This window comes from Dickeya sp. ws52, assembly GCF_007210685.1.
GTDB classification, from domain to species: domain Bacteria; phylum Pseudomonadota; class Gammaproteobacteria; order Enterobacterales; family Enterobacteriaceae; genus Dickeya; species Dickeya chrysanthemi.
In genome coordinates, this window is record NZ_SZVX01000015.1 from 1 (window position 1) to 22,503 (window position 22,503).

The following is a 22,503-nucleotide window of genomic DNA, read 5'->3' on the forward strand; positions in this document are numbered from 1 at the left end:
CGTGCGTGCGATGAAATAGCAGAGGAACCACACCGTTTATCCCGCACGAAACCATTCACTGAATAGGCAGACTTCACTGTTCACAAGACAACCCGGCTGTTTGTCAACAGCCTCAGGGAGACATTATCGTCTCCCTTGTCATATCAGGCGGTGATGCGGAATGTCCCAGCCCTGTGCGTCACATCCTGTGATTCACGCGCGTCCTGCCATCCTTTGCGCCATTCCCCATCACCCTTTTCGGCTAACTTACTCGGCGGTTTCACCACGCAGGCGCTTCGCCGCCTGCACCATGTTCGCCAGTGACTGACGCGTTTCCGGCCAGCCGCGGGTTTTCAGGCCGCAGTCCGGGTTCACCCACAGGCGTTCCGCCGGAATACGCTGGGCCGCTTTGCGCAGCAGCGCTTCAATCCATTCGACGCTCGGTACGTTCGGCGAGTGAATGTCGTACACGCCTGGGCCGATTTCATTCGGGTACTCGAACTCTTCGAACGATTCCAGCAGTTCCATGTCGGAACGCGAGGTTTCGATGGTGATTACGTCCGCATCCAGCGCTGCGATGGAATCCATGATGTCGTTGAATTCGCAGTAGCACATGTGAGTGTGGATCTGGGTGTCGTCTTTCGCGACCGCTGCATTCAGGCGGAACGCATCGACCGCCCACTCCAGATACGCCGCCCAGTCGGAGCGATGCAACGGCAACCCTTCACGCAGCGCCGGTTCGTCAATCTGGATGATACCGATGCCGGCCTGCTCCAGGTCCGCCACTTCGTCGCGCAGCGCCAGCGCAATCTGCCTGGCGATGGTTTCGCGGCTGACGTCTTCACGCGGGAAGGACCAGCACAGAATAGTGACCGGACCGGTCAGCATACCTTTCACCGGCTTGCTGGTCAGCGACTGGGCATACTTCGCCCACTCGACGGTGATCGGTTCCGGACGGCTGATGTCGCCAATCACTACCGGCGGTTTCACGCAGCGGGAACCGTAACTCTGCACCCAGCCGTTCTGGGTGAACACGAAGCCATCCAGATGCTCGCCGAAGTACTCCACCATGTCGTTACGTTCGGCTTCACCGTGCACCAGTACGTCCAGTTCCAGGCGTTCCTGTTCCACAATCGCTTGTTTGATGTGCTCGCCGATGCCGATACGGTAGTTCTGGCCGTCCAGACGCCCTTGTTTGAAATCCAGACGCAGACCGCGGATTTCGGTGGTCTGCGGGAACGAACCGATGGTGGTGGTCGGCCAGTCCGGCAGGTTGAAACGTGCACGTTGTGCTTGCGCACGTACCGGGTATGGATTCTGACGCAGACTATCCTGTGCGGTGATCGCCGCCAGACGCGTCGCCACCTCGGGGTTGTTCACCCGGGTAGACGTCCGACGGGCGCGGATCGGCGCGCTGTATGCCACCAGTTCATCGCCGTTGCCGCTATTGAGCGCTCGGGTCAGCAACGCCAGTTCCTGACACTTCTGAATGGCGAAGGCGAACCAGCTCTTCACTTCTTCATCCAGACGGGTTTCGACGCTGAGATCAATCGGGCTATGCAGCAAAGAACAGGAGCTACCCAACCACAGCGTACGTTTACCCAGCAACGGTTGCAGACGCTCGAACCAGCTCGCCAGATCGGCGCGCCATACGTTACGACCGTTGACAACACCCAGCGACAGCACCCAGTCGGCCGGCAACTGTGCATTCAGCGTGGCGGCGTCGTCTTTGCCGTGCACCAAATCGACATGCAGACCCTGTACCGGCAGCGCTTTGATAACGTCCAGATTCTGGCCGATACTGTCGAAATAGGTGGTCAACAGCAGTTTCACCTGCCCTTGCAGCGCGTCGTAAGCCGGTTTAAACGCCGCTTGCCATTCGGCGTCCAGCTCCAGGGCCAGCAGCGGCTCGTCAATCTGCACCCATTCGATGCCGCGTTTAGCCAGCTCAGCCAGCACCTGCCGGTACACCGGCAGTACCGCGTTCAGCAGATCCAGACGGTTGAAGGCTTCCCCTTTGACTTTACCCAGCCACAGGTAGGTTACCGGCCCCAGCAATACCGGTTTCACCTTGTGACCCAGCGCCAATGCTTCATCGACTTCATCCAGCAGTTGGGTCCAGGTCAGTGTGAACTGTTGGCCTTGGGTAAATTCCGGCACCATGTAGTGATAGTTGGTGTTAAACCATTTGGTCATTTCAGCGGCGGCGGCCGGCTCACCGGTCGGTGCGCGGCCACGGCCGATACGGAACAGGGTATCCAGATCGACGGAGCCATCCGCGTTCTGGTGACGGGCAGGTACATTCCCCAGCAGCAGGCTGGTGGTCAGCACATGGTCGTACCAGGCAAAATCGCCCACCGGCAGCAGTTCCACGCCAGCGTCTTTCTGCTGTTGCCAGTGACGGGCGCGCAACTCACGGCCCACGGTCAGCAGCTCTTCCTGAGTGCTGTTCCCTGCCCAATAGCTTTCCTGTGCTTTTTTCAGTTCACGACGCAGACCGACGCGCGGAAAACCAAGAGTGTGATTTAAAATTGCCATGCTTAAATTCCCATTTAGCCGTCCAGATGTTTACACATCCATAATCCGCAGGTAGTGTAGTAAGTACAAGCGCAATTTATTCACTGTCACTGTGAAGGACTCTCATGATCGAACTTAAACACTTACGGACGCTGCAGGCGCTGCGCAACACGGGATCGTTAGCCGCCGCCGCCGCACAGCTCCATCAGACGCAATCCGCCCTGTCGCATCAATTCAGCGATCTGGAACAACGGCTGGGATTCCGCTTGTTCGTCCGTAAGAGCCAGCCGCTTCGCTTTACGCCGCAGGGGGAAATTCTGCTGCAACTGGCCGAACAGATCCTGCCGCAGATTCAGCAAGCGCTGCAGGCGTGCAACGAGCCGCATCAAACGACGCTACGGCTGGCGATCGAATGTCACAGCTGCATTCAGTGGCTGACGCCGGCGTTGGAGAACTTCCACCAGAGCTGGCCGCAGGTGGTGATGGATTTCAAATCCGGCGTCACTTTCGACCCACAACCCGCTCTACAGCAGGGCGAGCTCGATCTGGTGATGACGTCCGACATTCTGCCGCGCAGCGGCCTGCACTATTCGCCGATGTTTGACTTTGAGGTACGACTGGTACTGTCGCCGGATCATCCGCTAGCCGCCAAGGCCGTAATTACGCCTGACGATCTGGCGCAGGAAACGCTGATGATCTACCCGGTTCAGCGCCAGCGGCTGGATGTATGGCGCCACTTTTTACAGCCGGCCGGGGTCAGCCCGTCGCTAAAAAGCGTAGACAATACTCTGTTGCTGATTCAAATGGTGGCGGCGCGCATGGGCATCGCCGCGCTGCCGCACTGGGTGGTAGAGAGTTTTGAACGCCAGGGTCTGGTGGTCACCAAAACCCTGGGCGAGGGTTTGTGGAGCCGGCTGTACGCTGCCGTGCGCGATGGCGAACAGCGTCAACCGGTTATCGAAGCGTTTATTCGTTCCGCGCGCCAACATGCCTGCGAGCATCTGCCGTTTGTGCGGGATGCTTCACGACCCAACGCTGGTGTACCCATAAAGCCACAGCAATAATCGCAGAACCGATGAAAAAGCTGGTCCAGTTCGGCGTTTTCTGCCAGAAAGCGAAATTGACCAGCAGCCCGGCCGGGACGTGAAAGTTGTTCATAATACTCAACGTACCGGCATCCACCTGAGTGGCGCCGTAATTCCACATGAAATAGCCCAGGCCCGACACCACGATGCCAAGAAACGCCAGCACGCCCCATTGCACCGGCGCAGTAGGCAGCTTCGCGACATTGCCAAACAGCGCCCAGGCCAGCAGCGTCACCAGCGCCGCACCCAGGTAGAACCAGGAAAACGCGCTGTGCTGCGGCATCGGATAGACTTCCATCAGCCGTTTATAACCCACCTGGCCCACGGCAAAACAGATATTCGCCGCCTGCACCAGCAGCAGCCCCCACCAGAAATGCTCGCTCACGCCGTGATAGTGGATCACCGCCGCCCCCAAAACAGCAAGCAGAGCGCTGAGCGCATAGCCCCAACGCAGGCGGTGCCCGCTCAGCAGGTCGTAAATCAGCGTCACGTACAGCGGCGTCATCACCGAAAACAGCAGGATCGTCGGTACATTCAGGTAAAGATAACTGCGGAACAGGAACAGGTACATAACGCCAAGCTGGAAAACCCCCACCAGCAAATACAACCCCAACACTTTGGGAGAATAGCCGCGCCAGCGCAGGAAAGGCAGGAACACCAATGCCGCCAACACCAGCCGAAACATGGCGGAGAACCAGCTATCAACCTGGCCCGCCAGGTATTCACCAATCAGGCTGAAGGAAAACGACCAGAGAATAGTAGTGATGATCAATAACGGCACGGCGTGGCTCACTCCATAGTGCGAAGCAGGTGATATAGTGCGAAACAGGTGATGCATTGTAATCGAGTTATGCGGCTGAATTTTCCTCAATATGGTTTACATCAGAGCAAAACATGTCCGTTCGGTTAATCAGAATTGCCAGCGCAACCAGGCAAAAAACACGTTGCCGTTGTTATAGGTGCCGGGAATATAGGTGGCTTGAAAAGACAGACGCTGATAGCTGAGCGATGCCATCGGCAGCAGCACCGGGAGCGGGATATAGTTCCAGTTATCCCGCAGGGTTACGCCGGCGGTAAACCCCAGACCTAACTGGAAATCCTGGTCTTCCAGCGGTCGCCAGCGTTTCTCATACCCATAACCGCCGATCGGCTCCCACTTATTGAAGGAGTCTTTAAATGCCATCACGTACAGACTGTGCCAGTCACCGTCGCAGTCCAGCCGGGATACGCCATAACCCGCGCCCCAGGGGCGCTCATTGTAGCGGTCCGTTTTCTCCTTATCGTAAGTCCAGCGGTTATGCCAGGTCATGACCGGCACATACAGATCCTGAGACTGCCAGTGATGCCAGGTATCCGACAGATTATCACCGGCGCGCTGCCAGAAGCTCGGGGCCGTATTGGCTGGCGCAGCCTGCGCGGATAACACGTCAAACGTCGAAATGAACAACAGGGAAGACAACACAAAAAGGCGGCTGCGTGATGTCAGTGTTAATCGCATAAATCGTATTCCCAAAAATAAAATCGCCAACAACCGGCAAGTCGGGTTACCTGATACTTATTTCCATGATGTTTTATGGTCCGACCACTGATATACAACGATTCTTACAGGATTAAATACAGCTAATGCTGAATTGCCGGGCTAACCGGTATTTTTGAGAGACTTCCTAGCTAAAGCATAGGGTAAACAGCCGGATCTACCGAAATGGAGAGGTCAAAATACAAGCAAAGGGATACGCTGGCACTCCCTGGAATAATAGCGCCGGCTTCGAGTCAGGCAGGAAAACAAAAAACCGCAGAGTGCGGATGAAAGAACCGTGTTATCCGGCTTGCCGCGCAGGCAGGCCGGAAAAATATCAAATACCGTCGCCGTCTTCAAAACCGCGCAGTGAGCCGTTGAAATACTGGTCCATATCCAGCGAGGGCTTATCGGTTTCCGGGCGGCCAACAATGCGTGCCGGCACACCGGCGGCGGTGGTATGCGGCGGCACCGGTTGCAACACCACCGACCCCGCACCAATCTTGGCGCCGCACCCCACCTCGATATTGCCCAGAATCTTGGCGCCCGCGCCTATCATCACGCCTTCACGAATTTTGGGGTGGCGATCGCCGTTGGTCTTGCCGGTCCCGCCCAGCGTGACCGATTGCAGAATAGACACATCGTTTTCTACCACGGCGGTTTCACCGATCACGATACCGGTGGCGTGGTCCAGCATGATGCCGCAACCAATACGCGCCGCCGGGTGGATATCCACCCCAAACGACACTGAAATCTGGTTCTGCAGATAAATGGCCAGCGCCTGACGTTTCTCCCGCCACAACCAGTGACCGATGCGATAAGCCTGCAACGCATGAAATCCTTTCAGGTAGAGCAACGGCGTCGAATATTTATCTACCGCCGGATCACGCAGACGCACCGCCAGAATATCGCGGGCAGCAGACGCAATCATCTGCGGGTCGGCACGATAGGCTTCTTCCACCACTTCGCGAATAGCAATGGCCGGCATAATGGCATTAGCCAGCTTATTCGCCAGCATATAGCTCAACGCACTGCCCAAATTCTCATGCTTTAGCAGCGTCGCGTGAAAAAAGCTGGCCAACATCGGTTCACACTCCGCCAGACTGCGCGCTTCTTCCTTAATGTGTTGCCAAACCAGTTCCAGCTCATCATTCGACATCGCGACACCTCTTTGAAAAACGGCTTACCCACCACTTCAACGCTAATGACTTATTACTGCCTGCTGATTTACCGACGACGGCACGACTCACCATCAGAATAAAACAATAACGGGCCTCCCGTGGGAAGGCCCGGTCAATGAATTGCCGTCACAGGCTGGCGCTTTCGTCTTTGCGCGCCCGGCCTAACAGGCTCAACGCGGCTTCGCGCGCGTCTTTACCGCAATACAGCACTTGCCAGAGTTGCTCGGTAATCGGCATCTCTACGCCGTAGCGCTGCGCCAGCGCCATCACTTCCTTGGTATTGCGATACCCTTCCACCACCTGACCGATCTGGTTCTGGGCGCTGACCACATCCATTCCTTGCCCCAGCATCATGCCGAAACGGCGGTTGCGTGACTGGTTATCGGTACACGTCAGCACCAGATCGCCCAAGCCCGCCATGCCCATGAAGGTGGTCGGGTCGGCACCCAGCGCCACGCCCAGCCGCGTCATCTCAGCCAGACCGCGGGTGATCAGCGCAGTACGCGCATTGGCGCCGAATCCCATACCGTCAGACATGCCGGCACCAATGGCAATCACATTCTTCACGGCGCCTCCCAGCTGTACGCCGATAAAATCGGGGTTGCTGTAGACGCGAAAACTTTTGCCGCAGTGCAGCAGATGTTGCAAATCGTCGGAAAACGGCTGATCGGTCGATGCCAACGCAATCGCCGTAGGCAACCCGGCCGCCAGCTCTTTGGCAAACGTCGGCCCGGAGAGTACCGCCAGCGGGATGGTATTGCCCAGCGCTTCGCGGGCGACATCCTGCAACAGACGACCGGTTTCCGCTTCCAGCCCCTTGGTCGCCCACACCAGACGCGCATCCGCCCGTAAGTGAGGCTTTAACTGGCGCAGTACATCGCCAAACACATGGCTCGGCACCACCACCAAAATATTGCGGCTGGCCGCCAGCGCCTGCGACAGGTCCGCTTCCGGTTGCAATGTATCCGGAAACGGCACATCAGGCAGAAATGCCTGATTGCAACGCGCATCCTGTAACGCCTGAACATGTGCGGGGTCATGACCCCACAGCACCACACGATGGCCGTTTCGGGCCACCGTGATCGCCAGTGCAGTGCCGTAGGAACCGGCACCGATCACCGTCATTGCAGCGTCAGACGGGCTCATCAGGCATTCAGCGTCTGAGCGGCGCCGTCCTGGCCGGCCTGCTGTTCCAGGTAGTTCATGAACAGGGCGTCAAAGTTAACCGGCGCCAGGTTCAATTGCGGGAAGGTGCCGCGGGAAACCAGGCTGGTGATGCACTCACGCGCATACGGGAACAGCACGTTCGGGCAGTAAGCGCCGAGGCAGTGAGCCAGTTGCGTCCCTTCGATGCCGGCAACGGTGAAGATGCCCGCCTGCTGTACTTCGCACAGGAATGCGGTTTCTTCGCCGAGCGTGGATGTTACCGTCACGCGCAGCACCACTTCGTACACATCGTCAGCCAACTGAGTGGATGCGGTATCCAGGTCCAGTTTGACTTCCGGGTTCCATTCCTGCTGAAACACCTGAGGCGCGTTCGGCGCTTCAAAAGAAATATCCTTGGTGTAGATACGCTGGATTTGGAAAGTCATTTCGACGTTGTTTTGTTCAGACATGTTGAATAATACCCTTTCGTTAGATTTCCTTGCGCGCTTCCCTTCGCCAGGAAGGACACGCCATAACATAAACAGACTCCCCTTCGCAGGGGCGTCGCATTACTTACCGCGCACCAGCGGGAGGTTTTCACCACTCCAGCCGGCCAGTCCGTCTTTCAGGATCATGACGCGCTCAAACCCTGCTTTGAACAGGTTTTCCGCCGATTCACGAGATGCCATGCCGTTAGCGCACACCACAATCACCGGTTGCGCTTTGTGTTTTTCCAGCTCGCTCAGGCTGCCGTTCTTGATATCGTTCGGCAACACGTTGATGGCGCCGGCGATGTGACCACGGCGGTAATCATCACGATTACGGGTGTCTACCACCACCGCATCTTCTTTATTAATCAGTTGGATCGCTTCACCACGAGCCACTTCTTTTACCTTGGACAGTTTACTCTTCACCGTAAGCACAATGACAGCGACCAGCAGGGCAATCCAGGCCACGCTCAGAATCGGGTGTCGGCTGATGAATGGCATAATCTCTTGCATGGGGTGTAACGACTCCGAAATCAGTTAAGCAATTCAAATACAGGGTGTCTGAGTATACCTGTGCGATACCGCAATTACAGCCTGTAAGCCAACATCGCATCATGATTCTGCGCGGCGGCTTGCATTTATCCGTGTGATTCCTGGATGTCGGCGTGCGGGCCGCTGTCATGGATGGAAATAGAAATCCCTGCCCAGACAACTGGTAAGGCGCTGTTCATCGTGGAATAATCTTTCGCCATGAACAAAAAAGCGTTCTCTGTACCGTTCCCAACGGGTCGTGACAAACTGCTAATCCGGTGCGCCAGTGTGCTTTGTGTCGGCGTGCTGCTGTTGCCATGCCCCGGCTGGAGCGACGACAGTCAGCAGCAGTTGAAATCACTGCAACAAGATATCGCAGAGAAGGAAAAAAGCGTTCAGGAACAGCAGCATCGTCGCAGCGCTCTGCTTGAGCAACTGAAAAAGCAGGAACAGTCGATTGCCTTGTCCACCCGCCAGTTGCGCGACACCCGTACCACCCTTGGCCGCCTTAATCAGGATATCAGCGGCCTGAACACTTCTATCGCCAAATTGCAAACCCAGCAGAGAACGCAGGAAACCCTGCTGGCGAAACAACTGGATGCCGCGTTCCGTCAGGGCCAGCACGGCGCCTTGCAACTGATCCTCAGCGGTGAAGAGAGCCAGCGCCGCGAACGCATCCTGGCCTATTTCAACTACCTGAACAAAGCGCGCGAAAAATCCATCACCGAGTTACAGCAAACCCGTACGCAGCTTGCCGGCCAAAAGCAGCAACTGGAACAAAAACAGACGCAGCAAAAACGCCTGCTCGGCGATCAACAGCAACAGCAAAACGCGTTGGAACAAGCGCAGAACGAACGCCAGAAAACGCTGGGTGCACTGGAGAACGCGCTGGAAAAAGACCAGCAACAGTTGACGGAACTACGGCAGAACGAAACCCGTTTGCGCGACCAGATTGCGCGGGCGGAACGAGAAGCCAAAGCGCGAGCCGAGCGTGAAGCCCGTGAAGCCGCCCGGTTGCGCGAAAAAGAAGAGCAGGCCAAACGCAGCGGTTCCAGTTATAAACCCAACGAGCAGGAGCGCTCGTTAATGGCGCGTACCGGCGGTCTGGGCCAGCCGGCCGGCCAATACGTGTGGCCGGTACGCGGCCGCACGCTACACCGCTTCGGCGAGCCGTTGCAGGGCGAACTGCGCTGGAAAGGGCTGGTGATCGGCGCATCCGAAGGCACCGAAGTCCACGCCATTGCCGACGGTACGGTGCTGATGGCCGACTGGCTACAAGGCTACGGCCAAGTCGTCGTGCTCGAGCACGGCAAAGGCGACATGAGCCTGTATGGCTATAATCAGAGCGCACTGGTGTCGGTAGGTGCGCAGGTGAAAGCCGGTCAGCCGATCGCCTTAGTCGGCAACAGCGGCGGGCAGAATCAGCCCGCTCTCTATTTTGAAATTCGGCGTCAGGGACAGGCGGTCAACCCCTTACCCTGGCTAGGAAGGTAGGTGTGCATCCATTACTCTCCCGCTCGCTGGCTCTCACCGGCGCACTGCTGGCCCTTCCCGTCTGGGCAGGCAAACTGGCGTTGGTGATCGATGATTTCGGCTACCGCCCGCATAACGAAAATCAAGTGCTGGCGATGCCTGCCGCCATTTCCGTGGCCGTGTTGCCCAATGCGCCGTACGCCCGCGACATGGCGACGAAAGCCCATGCCCAGGGCCGGGAAGTGCTGATTCACCTGCCGATGGCGCCCATGAGCAAACAACCGCTGGAGCGCGATACGCTGCGCCCCGACATGAGCAGCGAAGAGATTGCGCGCATCCTGCGTGATGCCGTCAACAAGGTGCCTTACGCCGTAGGGCTAAACAACCACATGGGCAGCGCGATGACCGCCAGCTTGCCGGGGATGCAAAAGGTGATGCAGGCGATGACCACCTACCGGCTCTATTTTCTCGACAGTATGACCATCGGCAGCAGCCAGGCCAGCCGGGCGGCGGCGGGCACCGGTATCAAGGTGCTCAAACGCAAAGTCTTTCTGGATGACACCCAGAATGTCGCCGATATCCGGCGACAGTTCAGCCGGGCCGTGGACATCGCGCAGCGCAGCGGGTACGCCATCGCCATCGGCCATCCGCACCCGGCCACGATTCAGGTATTGCAACAGATGTTGCCGACGCTACCGGCCGATATCGTGTTGGTTCGCCCCAGCCAGTTGCTGAACGAACCGGAGCCACACTACCAACCGGTGCCGACATACCTGGCCTCGCAACCGGTCGCCCCGGCACCGAAGCGCCTGCGCCCTATTCAGGTCTGCGCCGTCAAACAGCCTCTGCCGGCAATCTCTCAGCCTGATCTGTGGCGACAACTTGGACATAATCTGGCGACCAGCCCCGCCGTCAGCTACCTGAAACAGCACTGGCAGACCTGGCTGGGATAACAAAACGCGCCGCTGTCTCACTTGGCGGACGGCGCTTTACTCCCAGCTCAATATCACTTTGCCGGACTGGCCGGAGCGCATCACATCAAAGCCTTGTTGAAAATCGGCAATCGCATAGCGGTGGGTGATGATGGGCGACAGGTCCAAACCTGATTGGATCAACGCCGCCATTTTGTACCAGGTTTCGAACATTTCACGGCCATAGATGCCTTTAATCACCAACCCTTTGAAAATGATATCGCTCCAGTCTACCGCCACCGCTTCCGGTTGAATCCCCAGCATGGCGATACGGCCGCCGTGGTTCATCACCGATAGCAACGAGCGGAAGGCGACCGGCGAACCGGACATCTCCAGCCCGACGTCAAACCCTTCGGTCATCCCCAGCTCTCGCATCACATCGGTTAATGATTCCCGCGATACATTCACCGCACGGGTTACCCCCATCCGTTTCGCCAGCGCCAGCCGGTAATCGTTAACATCGGTAATGACTACGTGTCGGGCGCCGACATGACGGCACACCGCCGCCGCCATCACGCCGATGGGCCCGGCGCCGCTCACCAACACATCCTCCCCGACCAGATCAAATGCCAGCGCGGTATGCACCGCATTGCCGAATGGATCGAAGATGGCGGCAATCTCATCCGGTATCGCCGCCGGAAGGCGGAAAGCGTTATACGCCGGGATCACCAGATATTCGGCGAACGCCCCCGGCCGGTTCACGCCGACGCCGGAGGTATTGCGGCACAGGTGGCGACGCCCGGCACGACAGTTACGGCAATAACCGCAGGTAATATGCCCTTCCCCCGACACCCGGTCACCGATCCTGAACCCTTCCACTTCCTGCCCAATCGCGACGATTTCACCGACATACTCATGCCCGACCACCATCGGCACCGGAATGGTTTTCTGCGACCACGCATCCCAGTTGTAAATATGCACATCGGTGCCGCAAATCGCAGTCTTGTGAATCTTGATCATCACATCATTGTGACCCGGCTCCGGTACTGGTACGTCGGTCAGCCAGATGCCCGGCTCCGGGCGCAGTTTCGCCAATGCTTTCATCATCCGGTCCTCACTTCACCACGTTCAGGCGGCGGCCCACACGCACAAACGCCGCCACGGCCTGTTCAATCTGCGCCGTCGTATGCGCCGCCGACATCTGGGTACGAATGCGTGCCTGCCCATGCGGCACCACCGGGTAAAAGAAACCGGTGACATAAATCCCCTCTTGCCGTAACTCAGCCGCAAATGCCTGCGCCAGTCGGGCATCACCCAGCATCACCGGAATAATGGCGTGATCCGCACCGGCGAGCGTAAAGCCCGCTTCGGTCATCCGCCGGCGAAACAGGGCGGCGTTCTGCCACAAGCGCCGACGTAAATCCTGGCCGTCGCTCAGCAGGTCCAATACCTTGAGGGATGCGCTGACAATCGACGGCGCCAACGAATTGGAAAACAGATACGGCCGCGAACGCTGGCGCAGCCACGCCACGACGTCACGCCGTGCGGCGATATAACCGCCGGAAGCACCGCCCAGCGCCTTACCCAGCGTGCCGGTAATAATGTCGACGCGTCCCATCACCTGGCAGTATTCGTGAGTACCGCGACCATTCTCACCGACAACCCCCACGGCATGGGAATCGTCCACCATGACCAGCGCGTCGTAGCGCTCGGCTAAATCGCAAATACCTTGCAGATCGGCAATCACGCCATCCATCGAAAACACGCCGTCGGTGGCGATCATCAGATTGCGCGCACCCTCCGCCCGGGCTTGCTTCAGCCTGGCTTCCAACTGACGTATATCATTATTGCCGTAACGATAACGACGCGCCTTCGACAGGCGAATACCGTCGATGATCGACGCATGATTGAGCGCATCCGATATAATCGCGTCCTCTTCTCCCATCAGCGTTTCAAACAGCCCGCCGTTGGCATCGAAACAGGAGGAGTAAAGAATGGCGTCCTCTGTGCCGAGAAACGTCGCCAACTGACGTTCCAGCGCCTGGTGAATATCCTGCGTACCGCAGATAAAGCGCACCGACGCCATGCCAAAACCGTGGCTATCCAACCCGGCTTTGGCCGCCTCAATCAATGCCGGATGATTGGCCAGCCCCAGATAATTGTTGGCGCAGAAATTGAGCAGTTCACCGTCGCCTTCAACGCGAATTTGCGCTTGCTGCGCCGTGGTGATCGGCCGCTCGTTTTTAAACAGCCCGTCGTCATGTAGTGAAGCAAGCTGAGCAGTCAGTTGTTGATAGAACACCTCAGGCATGGTGCGGATCTCCTTTTTGTCCGTCACAGGCATTGCCACCGGGTGGCGGCAGGTCTTATTGGGGTAACGCTCATGCAGCTAAAGGTAGTGGAGAAATGCGGGCAGGACTGGCGGATTAACCACAAAATACACAACAGTCACGCCGGAAATGCGAAGCGGTTGGCAAGAAAACGGTGGGAAAAGCAGCGCGGGATGTCGGTGATGCGCCGAAATGCTATTATAGCGCTCATCAGGTGTGGGGCACGGTGCCCCACCAGCACGTTTAGCAAGGTAACTCCCATGATTATCGTAACTGGCGGCGCCGGCTTCATCGGCAGCAACATCGTAAAGGCGCTGAATGATGACGGATACCGGGATATTCTGGTGGTCGACAACCTGAAGGATGGCACCAAGTTCGTCAATCTGGTCGATCTGGACATCGCCGACTACATGGATAAGGAAGATTTCATCGCCAGTATCGTAGCCGGTGACGACCTGGGCGATATCGATGCTATTTTCCATGAAGGCGCTTGCTCATCCACCACCGAGTGGGATGGCAAGTACATGATGGATAACAACTATCAGTACTCCAAAGAGGTACTGCACTACTGTCTGGAACGCGGCATCCCGTTCCTGTATGCCTCTTCCGCCGCCACCTACGGCGGGCGCACCGATAACTTTGTGGAAGACCGCCGCTACGAGCAGCCGCTGAACGTCTATGGTTACTCCAAATTCCTGTTTGACCAGTATGTACGCGAGATCCTGCCGCAAGCCGACTCCCAGATTTGCGGCTTCCGCTACTTTAACGTCTACGGGCCGCGCGAAAGCCACAAAGGCAGCATGGCAAGCGTCGCGTTCCACCTGAACAATCAGATCAATCAGGGTGAAAACCCGAAATTGTTCGCCGGCAGCGAAAATTTCAAACGCGACTTCATTTATGTCGGTGATGTGGCCGCCGTCAATCTGTGGTTCTGGCAGCATAATGTTTCCGGCATCTTCAACTGCGGCACCGGCCGTGCCGAATCCTTCCAGGCGGTGGCCGATGCGGTGCTGGCCTGGCACCACAAAGACAGCGTGGAATACATCCCTTTCCCGGAAAAACTGAAAGGTCGTTATCAGGCCTACACGCAGGCAGACCTGACCAATCTGCGCGCCGCCGGTTACGACAAACCGTTCAAAACCGTAGCTGAAGGGGTGGCCGACTATCTGGCCTGGCTGAACCGCAAAGCCTGATTTGCTTTACCCTAAGGAAACTCGAACGGTATGAAAATTCTGGCTATCGGTCCTTCCTGGGTGGGCGATATGATGATGTCGCACAGCCTTTACCGCACCCTGAAGGCCGAACACCCGGACGCCATCATTGACGTGATGGCGCCGGCCTGGTGTCGTCCGTTGCTGGCACGTATGCCCGAAGTGCGTCAGGCATTGCCCATGCCGCTCGGCCACGGCATGTTGGCGCTCGGCGAACGGCGGCGACTGGGCGTATCACTGCGTGAGCAGCAATACGATCGCGCTTATGTGCTGCCCAACTCCTTCAAATCGGCATTGGTCCCCTTCTTTGCCAACATACCGCACCGCACCGGCTGGCGCGGTGAAATGCGTTACGGTTTGCTGAATGACCTCCGCGTGCTGGACAAACCGGCGTTCCCGTTGATGGTGCAGCGTTATGTGGCGCTGGCGTATGACCAACAACGTATCCGGACTTCGGCTGATTTACCCCAGCCGTTACTGTGGCCGCAGCTTACGGTACAGGACGCGGAAATCGCCGATATCGCCGCCGCGTTTAATCTCACCGATACCCGGTCGATTATCGGTTTCTGCCCCGGCGCCGAGTTTGGCCCGGCTAAACGCTGGCCGCATTACCACTACGGCGCACTGGCGCAATCGCTGGTTGAACAAGGCTATCAGGTGGTGTTGTTCGGCTCGAAAAACGACCATCAGGCAGGGGAAGATATACGACAGACCTTGAGCGATGAAGCGAAAGAGCATTGTCTCAACCTGGCCGGGCAAACCACGCTGGATCAGGCCGTCGTGTTGATAGCCGCGTGTCAGGCGGTTGTCAGTAACGACTCCGGGTTGATGCATGTGGCGGCGGCGCTCAATCGCCCGTTGGTCGCGCTCTACGGCCCCAGCAGCCCGGACTTTACCCCGCCGCTGACTCAGCAGGCCGAAGTCATCCGGCTTATCACCGGCTATCACCGGGTACGCAAGGGCGATGCCGAGCAAGGGTATCACCAGAGCCTTATCGATATTCAGCCGCAACAGGTGCTGGACGCCCTATCACGCTATTTGCCCGCCAAAGGGGAACCCGCATGAGGGTGTTGATTGTCAAAACGTCGTCGATGGGCGATGTGCTGCACACCTTGCCCGCCTTGACCGACGCCATGCAGGTGATTCACGGCATCCAGTTTGATTGGGTAGTGGAAGAAGGGTTTGCCCAGATCCCCAGTTGGCATCCGGCGGTTGACCGCGTCATACCGGTGGCTATTCGTCGCTGGCGCAAAAGCTGGTTCAGCCGTGAAACCCGTGCAGAGCGGGCGGCGTTTAAAAAGCAGCTGCGGGAAAAACGCTATGACGCGGTTATCGACGCGCAAGGGCTGCTGAAAAGCGCGGTGCTGGTGACACGTCTGGCATTAGGCAACAAGCACGGCCTGGACTGGAAAAGCGCCCGCGAACCCTTGGCCAGTTGGTTTTACCAGTATCGCCACCCGGTCGCCAGACAACAACACGCGGTAGAGCGTATACGGGAGCTGTTCTCCGTCAGCCTGAACTACCGTAAACCGGCGGAACAAGGCGATTATGCGATAGCAGCCCGTTTTTCGTCGGCACAACCTGCCGACAGTCAGCCGTATCTGGTCTTTCTCCATGCCACCACGCGAGATGAAAAACACTGGCCGGAGGCGCACTGGCGCGAGTTGATCGCACTGGCTGAACCTCGTGGCCTGCGCATCAAACTCCCCTGGGGTGCAGAACACGAGCACCAACGAGCGCAGCGGCTGGCAGCCGGTTTTTCTCATGTGGATGTACTGCCCAGGCTTACCCTGGAACAGGTCGCGGGCGTGCTGGCCGGCGCTCACGCCGTGGTCTCGGTGGATACCGGGCTCAGCCACCTTGCCGCCGCACTGGACCGTCCCAACATTACGCTCTATGGCCCAACCGATCCGGGGTTGATTGGCGGCTATGGCCAAAATCAGCAGGTCTGCCGTCCGGCAGGCAGCCGCAATTTGGCCGACCTCCATGCCGCCGATGTGTGGCAGCACTGTGCTTCTCTATTGACTGAATAAGGCGGTTTACTGTGACCTCACCGCGCAAGGTTGAACTCCGGCGAATTCTGATAACCAAGTTCCGCCATCATGGCGACGTATTGTTGACGTCGCCGCTGTTTTCCATTCTGCGCCAGCGTTACCCGGACGCCCAAATCGACGCACTGGTGTTTGCCGATACGGCGGAAATGCTGTCGTTGCACCCCGCGATTGACCATCTTTATACCGTCGACAAGAAATGGAAAAAACTCGGGGTGTTCGGCCATCTGGCAAAAGAGTGGGCATTGCTGAAGACGCTGCGGGCACAACGCTATGACGCCATCATTCATCTCACCGAGAGTATGCGCGGTTTATGGATCGCGCGTCTTGCGGGTATCCCGCTCGGCGTGACCTTTCGCAACAGCGCACGCGATAAACTGTCATTCTGGAAAAAAACCTTTCAGTATCGCGTACCGCGTATCCCACGCCGCCATACCGTAGAATCCCATCTGGATACCCTGCGGGCGTTAGGGATCCAGCCGGAGTTGGAAGAACGCCGGTTGCAACTGGTCGCCGGTGATGACGCCGATCAGGCGGTAGACCAGAAACTGCGGGCCCAGCAATGGCAAGGGCAACCCTTTATCGTGGTACATCCAACATCACGCTGGCTGTTCAAATGTTGGAAAAGCAGCGCCATGGCTCAAGCCATCAATACCCTGAGCGAACGCGGTTACACCATCGTACTGAGCGCCTCACCGGCGGAAAGCGAGATGGCGATGATTGCCGACATCAAATCGCAACTGACCCACCCCGTGCTGGATCTGGCCGGCCAGTTGACGCTGAAACAACTGTCGAGCCTGATCGGTAAAGCACAACTGTTGCTGGGGGTAGATTCGGTGCCGATGCATATCGCCTCTGCGATGCAAACGCCCGTGGTGGCGTTATTCGGCCCTAGCGGAGAGACCGAATGGTCGCCGTGGATGACCGTCAACCGGGTTATCGTCTCTGACCGTCACCCCTGCCGGCCCTGCGGTAAAGACGGTTGCGGCGGCAGTAAAATCAGCGACTGCCTGCAGCAAATCAGCGTCCAGCAGGTCTTACTGGCCGTCGACTCCGCACTGCTGGAGGCGCAGGGATGAAACTGGCGATCGTGCGGCAAAAATACCGTCCTGACGGTGGCGCGGAGCGCTTTGTGTCCAGGGCGCTGGATGCGCTCAGCAATCACCGTTCGCTGGATGTCAGCGTCATCACCCGTAGCTGGGAAGGCGCTGAGCAGGCCGACCGTAATGTTATTATCTGTAATCCTCGCATTACCGGCCGTATCCAGCGTGAAAGCGCTTTTGCTCAGGCCGCTCAACGACACTTCGGTGGTTTCGACCTGGTACAAAGCCACGAACGAATCCCGGGCTGCCATATTTATCGCGCCGGCGATGGGGTTCATCAGGCGTGGCTGACCCAACGCTCACGGGTTCTCAACCCGTTGCAACGGCGGCTGTTATGGTGGTCCGGTTTTCATCGTTACGTCATGGCACAGGAACAGGCGATGTACCGGCATCCCTCGCTGAAAGCCGTTATCTGCAACTCGCAAATGGTCGCTGATGAAATTCGCCACTACTTTGGCGTGCCCGCCGATAAAATTCATCTGATTTACAACGGGGTCAATACCAGTACATTTACCCCCGACCTGCGTACGGCTCATCGTTACGCCCTGCGTCAACAGTTGGGGCTGGCAAATGATACGCCAGTCATGCTGTTCGTCGGCTCCGGCTTCGAGCGCAAAGGGTTAGCAGGCGCTATCCACGCCATCAGCGGCGTTCCCCAACATCCGCACCTGATCGTGGTGGGGAAAGATAAACACAGCCGTCGTTACCAGCGATTGGCCCGGCGGCTTGGCATCGCCGATCGGGTGCATTTCGTCGGTATGCAGCCGGACACCCGTCCTTATTATGGCGCAGCGGACATGCTGTTGCTGCCGACGCTGTATGATCCGTTCCCCAACGTGGTGCTGGAAGCCATGGCCAGCGGGCTGGGTGTGATTACCTCGCAGCAGTGCGGCGGCAAAGAGTTTATCCAGTCAGGCGTGAACGGGTTTGTCTGCGATTCGCTGGATTACGAGGGGTTGCGTCAGTCGGTCAGGCAGGCCTGCGAAACGGGATTCGCCGGATTTGGCGAGCAAGCCAGGGCAAAAGTAGAACGCTACGACCTGCGCTTTTTGAGTGACAACATGCTCAGTCTCTATGAGCAGTTGATTTAACGCGATGATTTGATTGCTCCGCTGTGCATTGTTAAAACCGGGTTATGGGCGGATGCGGCTCATAACCCGGTTGCCGGAGCTAGATAAAGCGCTGACGATCGTAACGATATTGGCTGAGCCACAACGCAAAACAGAGCATACTCAGGTTGGCATGTTCGTGATGGAATGTGGTATTAACCAACCCGACCACCAGCGTCACCACCAGTGCGGAACACGCCGCCCCCCACGATAACCAGGAAACCGGCAACGCATGTTTCTTAGGTAAATAGCGTATCAGCGTCACACCCATCGCGCCAAACAGGCCAAACACCCAGAATGCTCCCCAAATGCCATTTTCCGTCAGCACGTTGATAAATATATTATGGGCGTGAGAAACGTGTGTGAATAACGGCTTGTCTTGCCATTTGTTGATATCGATTTTCTCGAAATTCTCTTTACCGACACCGAATAGCGGATGTTGTTTCACAACATCAAAAGCTGAAAGCCAAATAGTGTCGCGGTAGCTCAGCACATTATTATCTGAAGCATTTTGCTCCTGCTTTACCACCACTCGCGCATTACTGAGAACAGCGACCGCAATTAACCCGGCGATAAAAAATGCCGGCAGCAGCAGGAATTTTTTGCTTTTTCTGGCAAAGCCGACGCCCAGAACCAGCATCACCACCAGAATCGCGCCGAAGGTCGCGCGGCTCTCGCCAAACGCGACATAAACCAGAGACAACGCCAGCATGGCAATCCACATCAACCGGCTAGCGACACTCAAAAGCGACCAGTAGCTGAAGAGAACCGCGAGCGCCATCCCGCAAATAATCGCATTGTAGATGGCGGCGTGATTCACATGCCCCACCGAGTTGAGCGTCCAGTACGTCTCTCTACCGAGATAAAAGTGCTCCCACGCGCCATAAACCAGGCCGACAAACGTCCCAAACGTAGCCCAAAACACCAAGCCGATTTTCTGCTTTTCACTGAAACCGGCGCGATAGACAACCCAGCCGAACAAGGTATAACGAGCCACATCCGTCAGTGCACTTAAATCGGTGTGATAGGCGGAAAACGGCAACCCGACTAAAAACGAAAGCATGTAAAGGGCGAAAAACAGATCCCATCCTGACCACTGACGCGCTTTTTTATTCATGACCGCCTGAACGATCACACACAGCAACAACAGCGCCATAGCGATATTCTTGGGTGCTTCAGCCAGAGGATTAACGAAAATAGCCAGCGCACTAAAAAAATACAGGCCATGATTATCGGTATGTCTGGTACTAAACGATAATTGCGTTGTCATTAAATCTTTCTCAACAAATGGATAAAAGCCGACTGAATTTCAGGAAGGGTAATGTGCCGCATACACGCTGACTGTCCATCACAAAACTGCAGACAGCGGGTCTCAGTCCGATTGCACCGTTCAAGCCAGGCAAGCTCGCGCCCAAACAACGTGTGCTGATCACGACAGGAGATCGGGTGAAAACCGATATTGATAATCGGATTATTTTGCCAGAAACGGCCGGGACCAAACGCAACGGGGTTACCGGGACCATACAGCGTCATCGTCGGGGTATTTACCCATTTCGCCAAATGCGCCACGCCGGTATCAGCGCAGATGAGCGCTTTCGCCCCCGCCAACAGCGCCAGCAATTGGGATAACGACAACTCACCGGCAAAGCTGCGATAGCGCCGTTGCGGATCGATAGCATCAACGATATGGCGCTCGTTGCCGCCGCCGCTCCAGACTGGAGTATAGCCCTGCGTCGTCAACCAGTCTGCCAGCGCCAGCCACTGCTCCGGCGGCCAGAAACGCACCGGGTTGCTGGCGCCGACATGCAGCACGACAAAAGGCGATGCCAGCGGCGTGAAATCGCAGGCCGGCACAGACCAACGCAAAGGCTCAGGCAACTCGCCGTGCGTTAACGTCGCCATGGCATCGCCCCACGCCATCGGTTCAGCGGGATAGTCATGATATTCATTGACCGGCCAGCTTTTGGCGTTATGCAACGCGGGGCGATGCGCAATAATCCAACGGCTGCCTGCAGCCAGCGCCAGCCAGCTGTAGCGATTGTCGCCTGGAATCAGCGCCAGATCATAAGGCCCGCTGCTCACGATAGCCGAGACCGACGCCGCCGACGACGGCTGATAAGGCATCGGCACCACGCCATACGGATTGAGGCGATAGACCTCGACAAACGCCGGCTTGCACAGCAGCACAATCTCTGCACGTGGATAATTGCGACGCAGTTTAGCCAACAACGGCGTCAACATTACGGTATCGCCCAACAACAGATTGTGGGCGACCAGAATACGGTCGACCTCCGCCGGCGCACGGCGCCAGGGCTTTTTCAGCAACTGCAACAAGCCGCGGGGGAAAATCTGCAACCGGGCAGCAAATTTGCTCATGAACGGGTAGACCGCAGGCTGTTGCGGAAAATCGTCGTCATTTTATCGAGCATGATATCCGCGCCGAACTGTTCGGAGGCCCGCTTCAGCGCCGCCTCGCTAAACCGGGCGCGCAATACATCATCACCCATCAATTGCCGCAGTTTTTGTTCCAGCAACGCGGTGTTTTTCGGCTCGATCAAGTACCCGGTCAGCTCGTTCACCACCGCTTCGTCAATCGCGCCAACGTTGGTCGATACCACCGGCAAGCCGCAAGCCATCGCCTGCATGATGCTTTGCGGTACGCCTTCGTTGCCATAGGACGGCAGAACAAACAGATCCATACTGTTCAGGCAGTCCGGAACGTCGTCACGGTTGCCCAGAAAAATCACGCCATCCGCCAGCCCCATCGCCGCGACCTGTTGTTCCAGTGCCTGACGCTGCGGCCCATCGCCGACCATCAGCAACTGCCAGTCGGGAAAATCCTTCGTCAATGTCTGCCAGGCTTCCAGCAGGTAGGTATGCCCTTTCCAGGAACGCATGGTCGCCAGAATCCCCAGCGTCGGTCGGCTCGGAATACCGATGGTTTGTCGGGCCGTCTGCCGCGCAGACTGACGATAAAAACTCAAGTCGATACCGGTCGGCACCGAGGTCATGTGCGACAACGGGTAACGGTTATCCCGGTGCAGTTGCTGACGCAGCCGTTCACCGGTGGTGGCGATGTGACGGGTAGCCGTCATATATAGCCAGCGAGTGGTCAACGATCGGTTAATATCGGTGGAAACATGGCGAGTACGCACCATCGGCGGTACGCGTTTTCCCAACATCACGCCGGCGACCGCCACCAGCCAGGCATCGGTGGAACTGTGCGTATTGACGACATCGAACGCGCAACCGTGCTGACGCAACCACCCCATCAGCGCCATCAGCGACGACAACCGTTTTTTCTCAATCGGCAGCCCCACAACGGCAATGCCGCGCGCCTGTGCTTCACGATAAATAGTCGAGTGAGGACAACACAGAATAGTGACCTTGTGGCCACGCTTCATCATTCCCTGAGATTCCGTAAGAATACGAATTTCCTGCCCGCCCCAACCACAAGAGGACTCGGTATGTAATATATTTAAAGATGTGTCTAACATCTTTTATACCTATATCAGATAAGCCTTAAATCATAAACCGCCTATAATACATGAAGGATGACGAAGAATCCTGTACAAAATGCGTTCTTCATACGTTAAAGAGAAGATTGATTTAAGGTGGGGATCGTAAAACGGAATGTCGCCAGGCTGTTCAACTTTCTGCCATTTTTCACGAACTGTGTATCCCGCCATCCGCGAGGAAAAACATATTCTGAAATAAATTATCATACCGATAGTTATTATTTTATATTTCACACTAGAGACTAAAAAATATATTTACCCCTGAATATTAAAACCGAAAAAAATATTTATTTTTATTGTTTTAATATTTTAATTTTCACCCTATTTACTCTCTACACAGCGTCTCGACTGGTA

At 56.8% G+C, this 22,503-nt stretch carries 20 protein-coding genes; 8 read left to right on the forward strand and 12 right to left on the reverse strand.

Annotated elements, in window-relative coordinates:
• Nucleotides 1–246 precede the first annotated feature (246 nt).
• Nucleotides 247–2,517 carry a 5-methyltetrahydropteroyltriglutamate--homocysteine S-methyltransferase gene (metE, locus tag FDP13_RS14810; protein WP_143839786.1) on the reverse strand — a complete coding sequence of 757 codons (2,271 nt, stop codon included), beginning with the start codon at nt 2,515–2,517 and terminating at the stop codon, nt 247–249.
• A gap of 104 nt (nt 2,518–2,621) precedes the next feature.
• Between metE and metR the strand changes: the two genes are divergently transcribed.
• On the forward strand, nt 2,622–3,560 hold the full coding sequence (gene metR, locus FDP13_RS14815; RefSeq protein ID WP_015848233.1) for an HTH-type transcriptional regulator MetR: 939 nt from the start codon (nt 2,622–2,624) through the stop codon (nt 3,558–3,560).
• On the opposite strand, the gene FDP13_RS14820 is transcribed toward metR, so the two are convergent.
• The 6 genes from FDP13_RS14820 to FDP13_RS14845 form a co-directional block, all read right to left on the reverse strand.
• Complete coding sequence (locus FDP13_RS14820; RefSeq protein ID WP_033576488.1) at nt 3,463–4,362, reverse strand: carboxylate/amino acid/amine transporter; 900 nt, start codon at nt 4,360–4,362, stop codon at nt 3,463–3,465. The two genes, metR and FDP13_RS14820, sit on opposite strands and share 98 nt — an antisense overlap.
• A gap of 129 nt (nt 4,363–4,491) precedes the next feature.
• Complete coding sequence (pagP, locus tag FDP13_RS14825) at nt 4,492–5,079, reverse strand: lipid IV(A) palmitoyltransferase PagP (protein ID WP_033576489.1); 588 nt, start codon at nt 5,077–5,079, stop codon at nt 4,492–4,494.
• Nucleotides 5,080–5,434: 355 nt separating this feature from the next.
• On the reverse strand, nt 5,435–6,256 hold the full coding sequence (gene cysE, locus FDP13_RS14830) for a serine O-acetyltransferase (RefSeq protein ID WP_015848236.1): 822 nt from the start codon (nt 6,254–6,256) through the stop codon (nt 5,435–5,437).
• Between the two features lie 148 nt (nt 6,257–6,404).
• The gene (gene gpsA, locus FDP13_RS14835; protein ID WP_015848237.1) at nt 6,405–7,424 is read right to left on the reverse strand and encodes an NAD(P)H-dependent glycerol-3-phosphate dehydrogenase; all 1,020 of its coding nucleotides are present in this window, start codon (nt 7,422–7,424) and stop codon (nt 6,405–6,407) included.
• Complete coding sequence (gene secB / locus FDP13_RS14840; protein WP_027713455.1) at nt 7,424–7,894, reverse strand: protein-export chaperone SecB; 471 nt, start codon at nt 7,892–7,894, stop codon at nt 7,424–7,426. Before secB ends, gpsA begins: the two co-directional genes overlap by 1 nt.
• Nucleotides 7,895–7,993: 99 nt before the next feature.
• Complete coding sequence (locus tag FDP13_RS14845) at nt 7,994–8,425, reverse strand: rhodanese-like domain-containing protein (protein WP_033576491.1); 432 nt, start codon at nt 8,423–8,425, stop codon at nt 7,994–7,996.
• Nucleotides 8,426–8,662: 237 nt separating this feature from the next.
• Here FDP13_RS14845 and envC point away from each other — a divergent pair, with 237 nt between their 5' ends.
• Together envC and FDP13_RS14855 are read left to right on the forward strand one after the other, a co-directional pair.
• Entirely contained in the window at nt 8,663–9,937 is a 1,275-nt protein-coding gene (gene envC, locus FDP13_RS14850; protein WP_143839787.1) for a murein hydrolase activator EnvC, read from the forward strand.
• Nucleotides 9,938–9,939: 2 nt separating this feature from the next.
• On the forward strand, nt 9,940–10,869 hold the full coding sequence (locus FDP13_RS14855; protein ID WP_143839788.1) for a divergent polysaccharide deacetylase family protein: 930 nt from the start codon (nt 9,940–9,942) through the stop codon (nt 10,867–10,869).
• Between the two features lie 36 nt (nt 10,870–10,905).
• On the opposite strand, the gene tdh is transcribed toward FDP13_RS14855, so the two are convergent.
• A complete protein-coding gene (gene tdh, locus FDP13_RS14860; RefSeq protein WP_033576493.1) occupies nt 10,906–11,931 on the reverse strand; it encodes an L-threonine 3-dehydrogenase in 1,026 nt (341 codons plus the stop codon).
• Nucleotides 11,932–11,941: 10 nt separating this feature from the next.
• Nucleotides 11,942–13,138 (reverse strand): glycine C-acetyltransferase, encoded by a 1,197-nt coding sequence (locus FDP13_RS14865; RefSeq protein WP_143839840.1) that lies wholly within the window; start codon nt 13,136–13,138, stop codon nt 11,942–11,944.
• A gap of 279 nt (nt 13,139–13,417) precedes the next feature.
• Between FDP13_RS14865 and rfaD the strand changes: the two genes are divergently transcribed.
• Genes rfaD through FDP13_RS14890 form a run of 5 tightly spaced genes read left to right on the forward strand, consistent with a single transcriptional unit; the run spans nt 13,418 to nt 18,613 of the window.
• Nucleotides 13,418–14,350 (forward strand): ADP-glyceromanno-heptose 6-epimerase, encoded by a 933-nt coding sequence (gene rfaD, locus FDP13_RS14870; RefSeq protein ID WP_015848244.1) that lies wholly within the window; start codon nt 13,418–13,420, stop codon nt 14,348–14,350.
• 30 nt (nt 14,351–14,380) lie between these two features.
• Nucleotides 14,381–15,433 carry an ADP-heptose--LPS heptosyltransferase RfaF gene (gene rfaF / locus FDP13_RS14875; protein WP_143839789.1) on the forward strand — a complete coding sequence of 351 codons (1,053 nt, stop codon included), beginning with the start codon at nt 14,381–14,383 and terminating at the stop codon, nt 15,431–15,433.
• Entirely contained in the window at nt 15,430–16,401 is a 972-nt protein-coding gene (gene rfaC / locus FDP13_RS14880; RefSeq protein WP_015848246.1) for a lipopolysaccharide heptosyltransferase RfaC, read from the forward strand. The genes rfaF and rfaC overlap by 4 nt, the downstream gene beginning before the upstream one ends.
• An 11-nt stretch (nt 16,402–16,412) precedes the next feature.
• The gene (rfaQ, locus tag FDP13_RS14885; protein ID WP_015848247.1) at nt 16,413–17,498 is read left to right on the forward strand and encodes a putative lipopolysaccharide heptosyltransferase III; all 1,086 of its coding nucleotides are present in this window, start codon (nt 16,413–16,415) and stop codon (nt 17,496–17,498) included.
• A complete protein-coding gene (locus FDP13_RS14890; RefSeq protein WP_143839790.1) occupies nt 17,495–18,613 on the forward strand; it encodes a glycosyltransferase family 4 protein in 1,119 nt (372 codons plus the stop codon). Before rfaQ ends, FDP13_RS14890 begins: the two co-directional genes overlap by 4 nt.
• A 79-nt stretch (nt 18,614–18,692) precedes the next feature.
• Here FDP13_RS14890 and FDP13_RS14895 read toward each other — a convergent pair whose 3' ends face one another.
• Genes FDP13_RS14895 through FDP13_RS14905 form a run of 3 tightly spaced genes read right to left on the reverse strand, consistent with a single transcriptional unit; the run spans nt 18,693 to nt 22,128 of the window.
• Nucleotides 18,693–19,901 (reverse strand): O-antigen ligase, encoded by a 1,209-nt coding sequence (locus FDP13_RS14895; protein WP_015848249.1) that lies wholly within the window; start codon nt 19,899–19,901, stop codon nt 18,693–18,695.
• Nucleotides 19,901–21,007: a glycosyltransferase family 9 protein gene (locus tag FDP13_RS14900; protein ID WP_143839791.1), complete on the reverse strand. Its 1,107-nt coding sequence runs from the start codon at nt 21,005–21,007 to the stop codon at nt 19,901–19,903. Before FDP13_RS14900 ends, FDP13_RS14895 begins: the two co-directional genes overlap by 1 nt.
• Nucleotides 21,004–22,128 carry a glycosyltransferase family 4 protein gene (locus tag FDP13_RS14905; RefSeq protein WP_033576498.1) on the reverse strand — a complete coding sequence of 375 codons (1,125 nt, stop codon included), beginning with the start codon at nt 22,126–22,128 and terminating at the stop codon, nt 21,004–21,006. Before FDP13_RS14905 ends, FDP13_RS14900 begins: the two co-directional genes overlap by 4 nt.
• Between the last annotated feature and the right edge of the window lie 375 nt (nt 22,129–22,503).

Bases quoted from the DNA above. Each gene is read 5' to 3' on its own strand.
- metE (WP_143839786.1), bottom strand. From the start codon at position 2,517: ATGGCAATTTTAAATCACACTCTTGGTTTTCCGCGCGTCGGTCTGCGT.
- metR (WP_015848233.1), top strand. From the start codon at position 2,622: ATGATCGAACTTAAACACTTACGGACGCTGCAGGCGCTGCGCAACACG.
- pagP (WP_033576489.1), bottom strand. From the start codon at position 5,079: ATGCGATTAACACTGACATCACGCAGCCGCCTTTTTGTGTTGTCTTCC.
- cysE (WP_015848236.1), bottom strand. From the start codon at position 6,256: ATGTCGAATGATGAGCTGGAACTGGTTTGGCAACACATTAAGGAAGAA.
- gpsA (WP_015848237.1), bottom strand. From the start codon at position 7,424: ATGAGCCCGTCTGACGCTGCAATGACGGTGATCGGTGCCGGTTCCTAC.
- secB (WP_027713455.1), bottom strand. From the start codon at position 7,894: ATGTCTGAACAAAACAACGTCGAAATGACTTTCCAAATCCAGCGTATC.
- FDP13_RS14845 (WP_033576491.1), bottom strand. From the start codon at position 8,425: ATGCAAGAGATTATGCCATTCATCAGCCGACACCCGATTCTGAGCGTG.
- envC (WP_143839787.1), top strand. From the start codon at position 8,663: ATGAACAAAAAAGCGTTCTCTGTACCGTTCCCAACGGGTCGTGACAAA.
- tdh (WP_033576493.1), bottom strand. From the start codon at position 11,931: ATGAAAGCATTGGCGAAACTGCGCCCGGAGCCGGGCATCTGGCTGACC.
- FDP13_RS14865 (WP_143839840.1), bottom strand. From the start codon at position 13,138: ATGCCTGAGGTGTTCTATCAACAACTGACTGCTCAGCTTGCTTCACTA.
- rfaD (WP_015848244.1), top strand. From the start codon at position 13,418: ATGATTATCGTAACTGGCGGCGCCGGCTTCATCGGCAGCAACATCGTA.
- rfaF (WP_143839789.1), top strand. From the start codon at position 14,381: ATGAAAATTCTGGCTATCGGTCCTTCCTGGGTGGGCGATATGATGATG.
- rfaC (WP_015848246.1), top strand. From the start codon at position 15,430: ATGAGGGTGTTGATTGTCAAAACGTCGTCGATGGGCGATGTGCTGCAC.
- FDP13_RS14890 (WP_143839790.1), top strand. From the start codon at position 17,495: ATGAAACTGGCGATCGTGCGGCAAAAATACCGTCCTGACGGTGGCGCG.
- FDP13_RS14895 (WP_015848249.1), bottom strand. From the start codon at position 19,901: ATGACAACGCAATTATCGTTTAGTACCAGACATACCGATAATCATGGC.
- FDP13_RS14900 (WP_143839791.1), bottom strand. From the start codon at position 21,007: ATGAGCAAATTTGCTGCCCGGTTGCAGATTTTCCCCCGCGGCTTGTTG.
- FDP13_RS14905 (WP_033576498.1), bottom strand. From the start codon at position 22,128: ATGTTAGACACATCTTTAAATATATTACATACCGAGTCCTCTTGTGGT.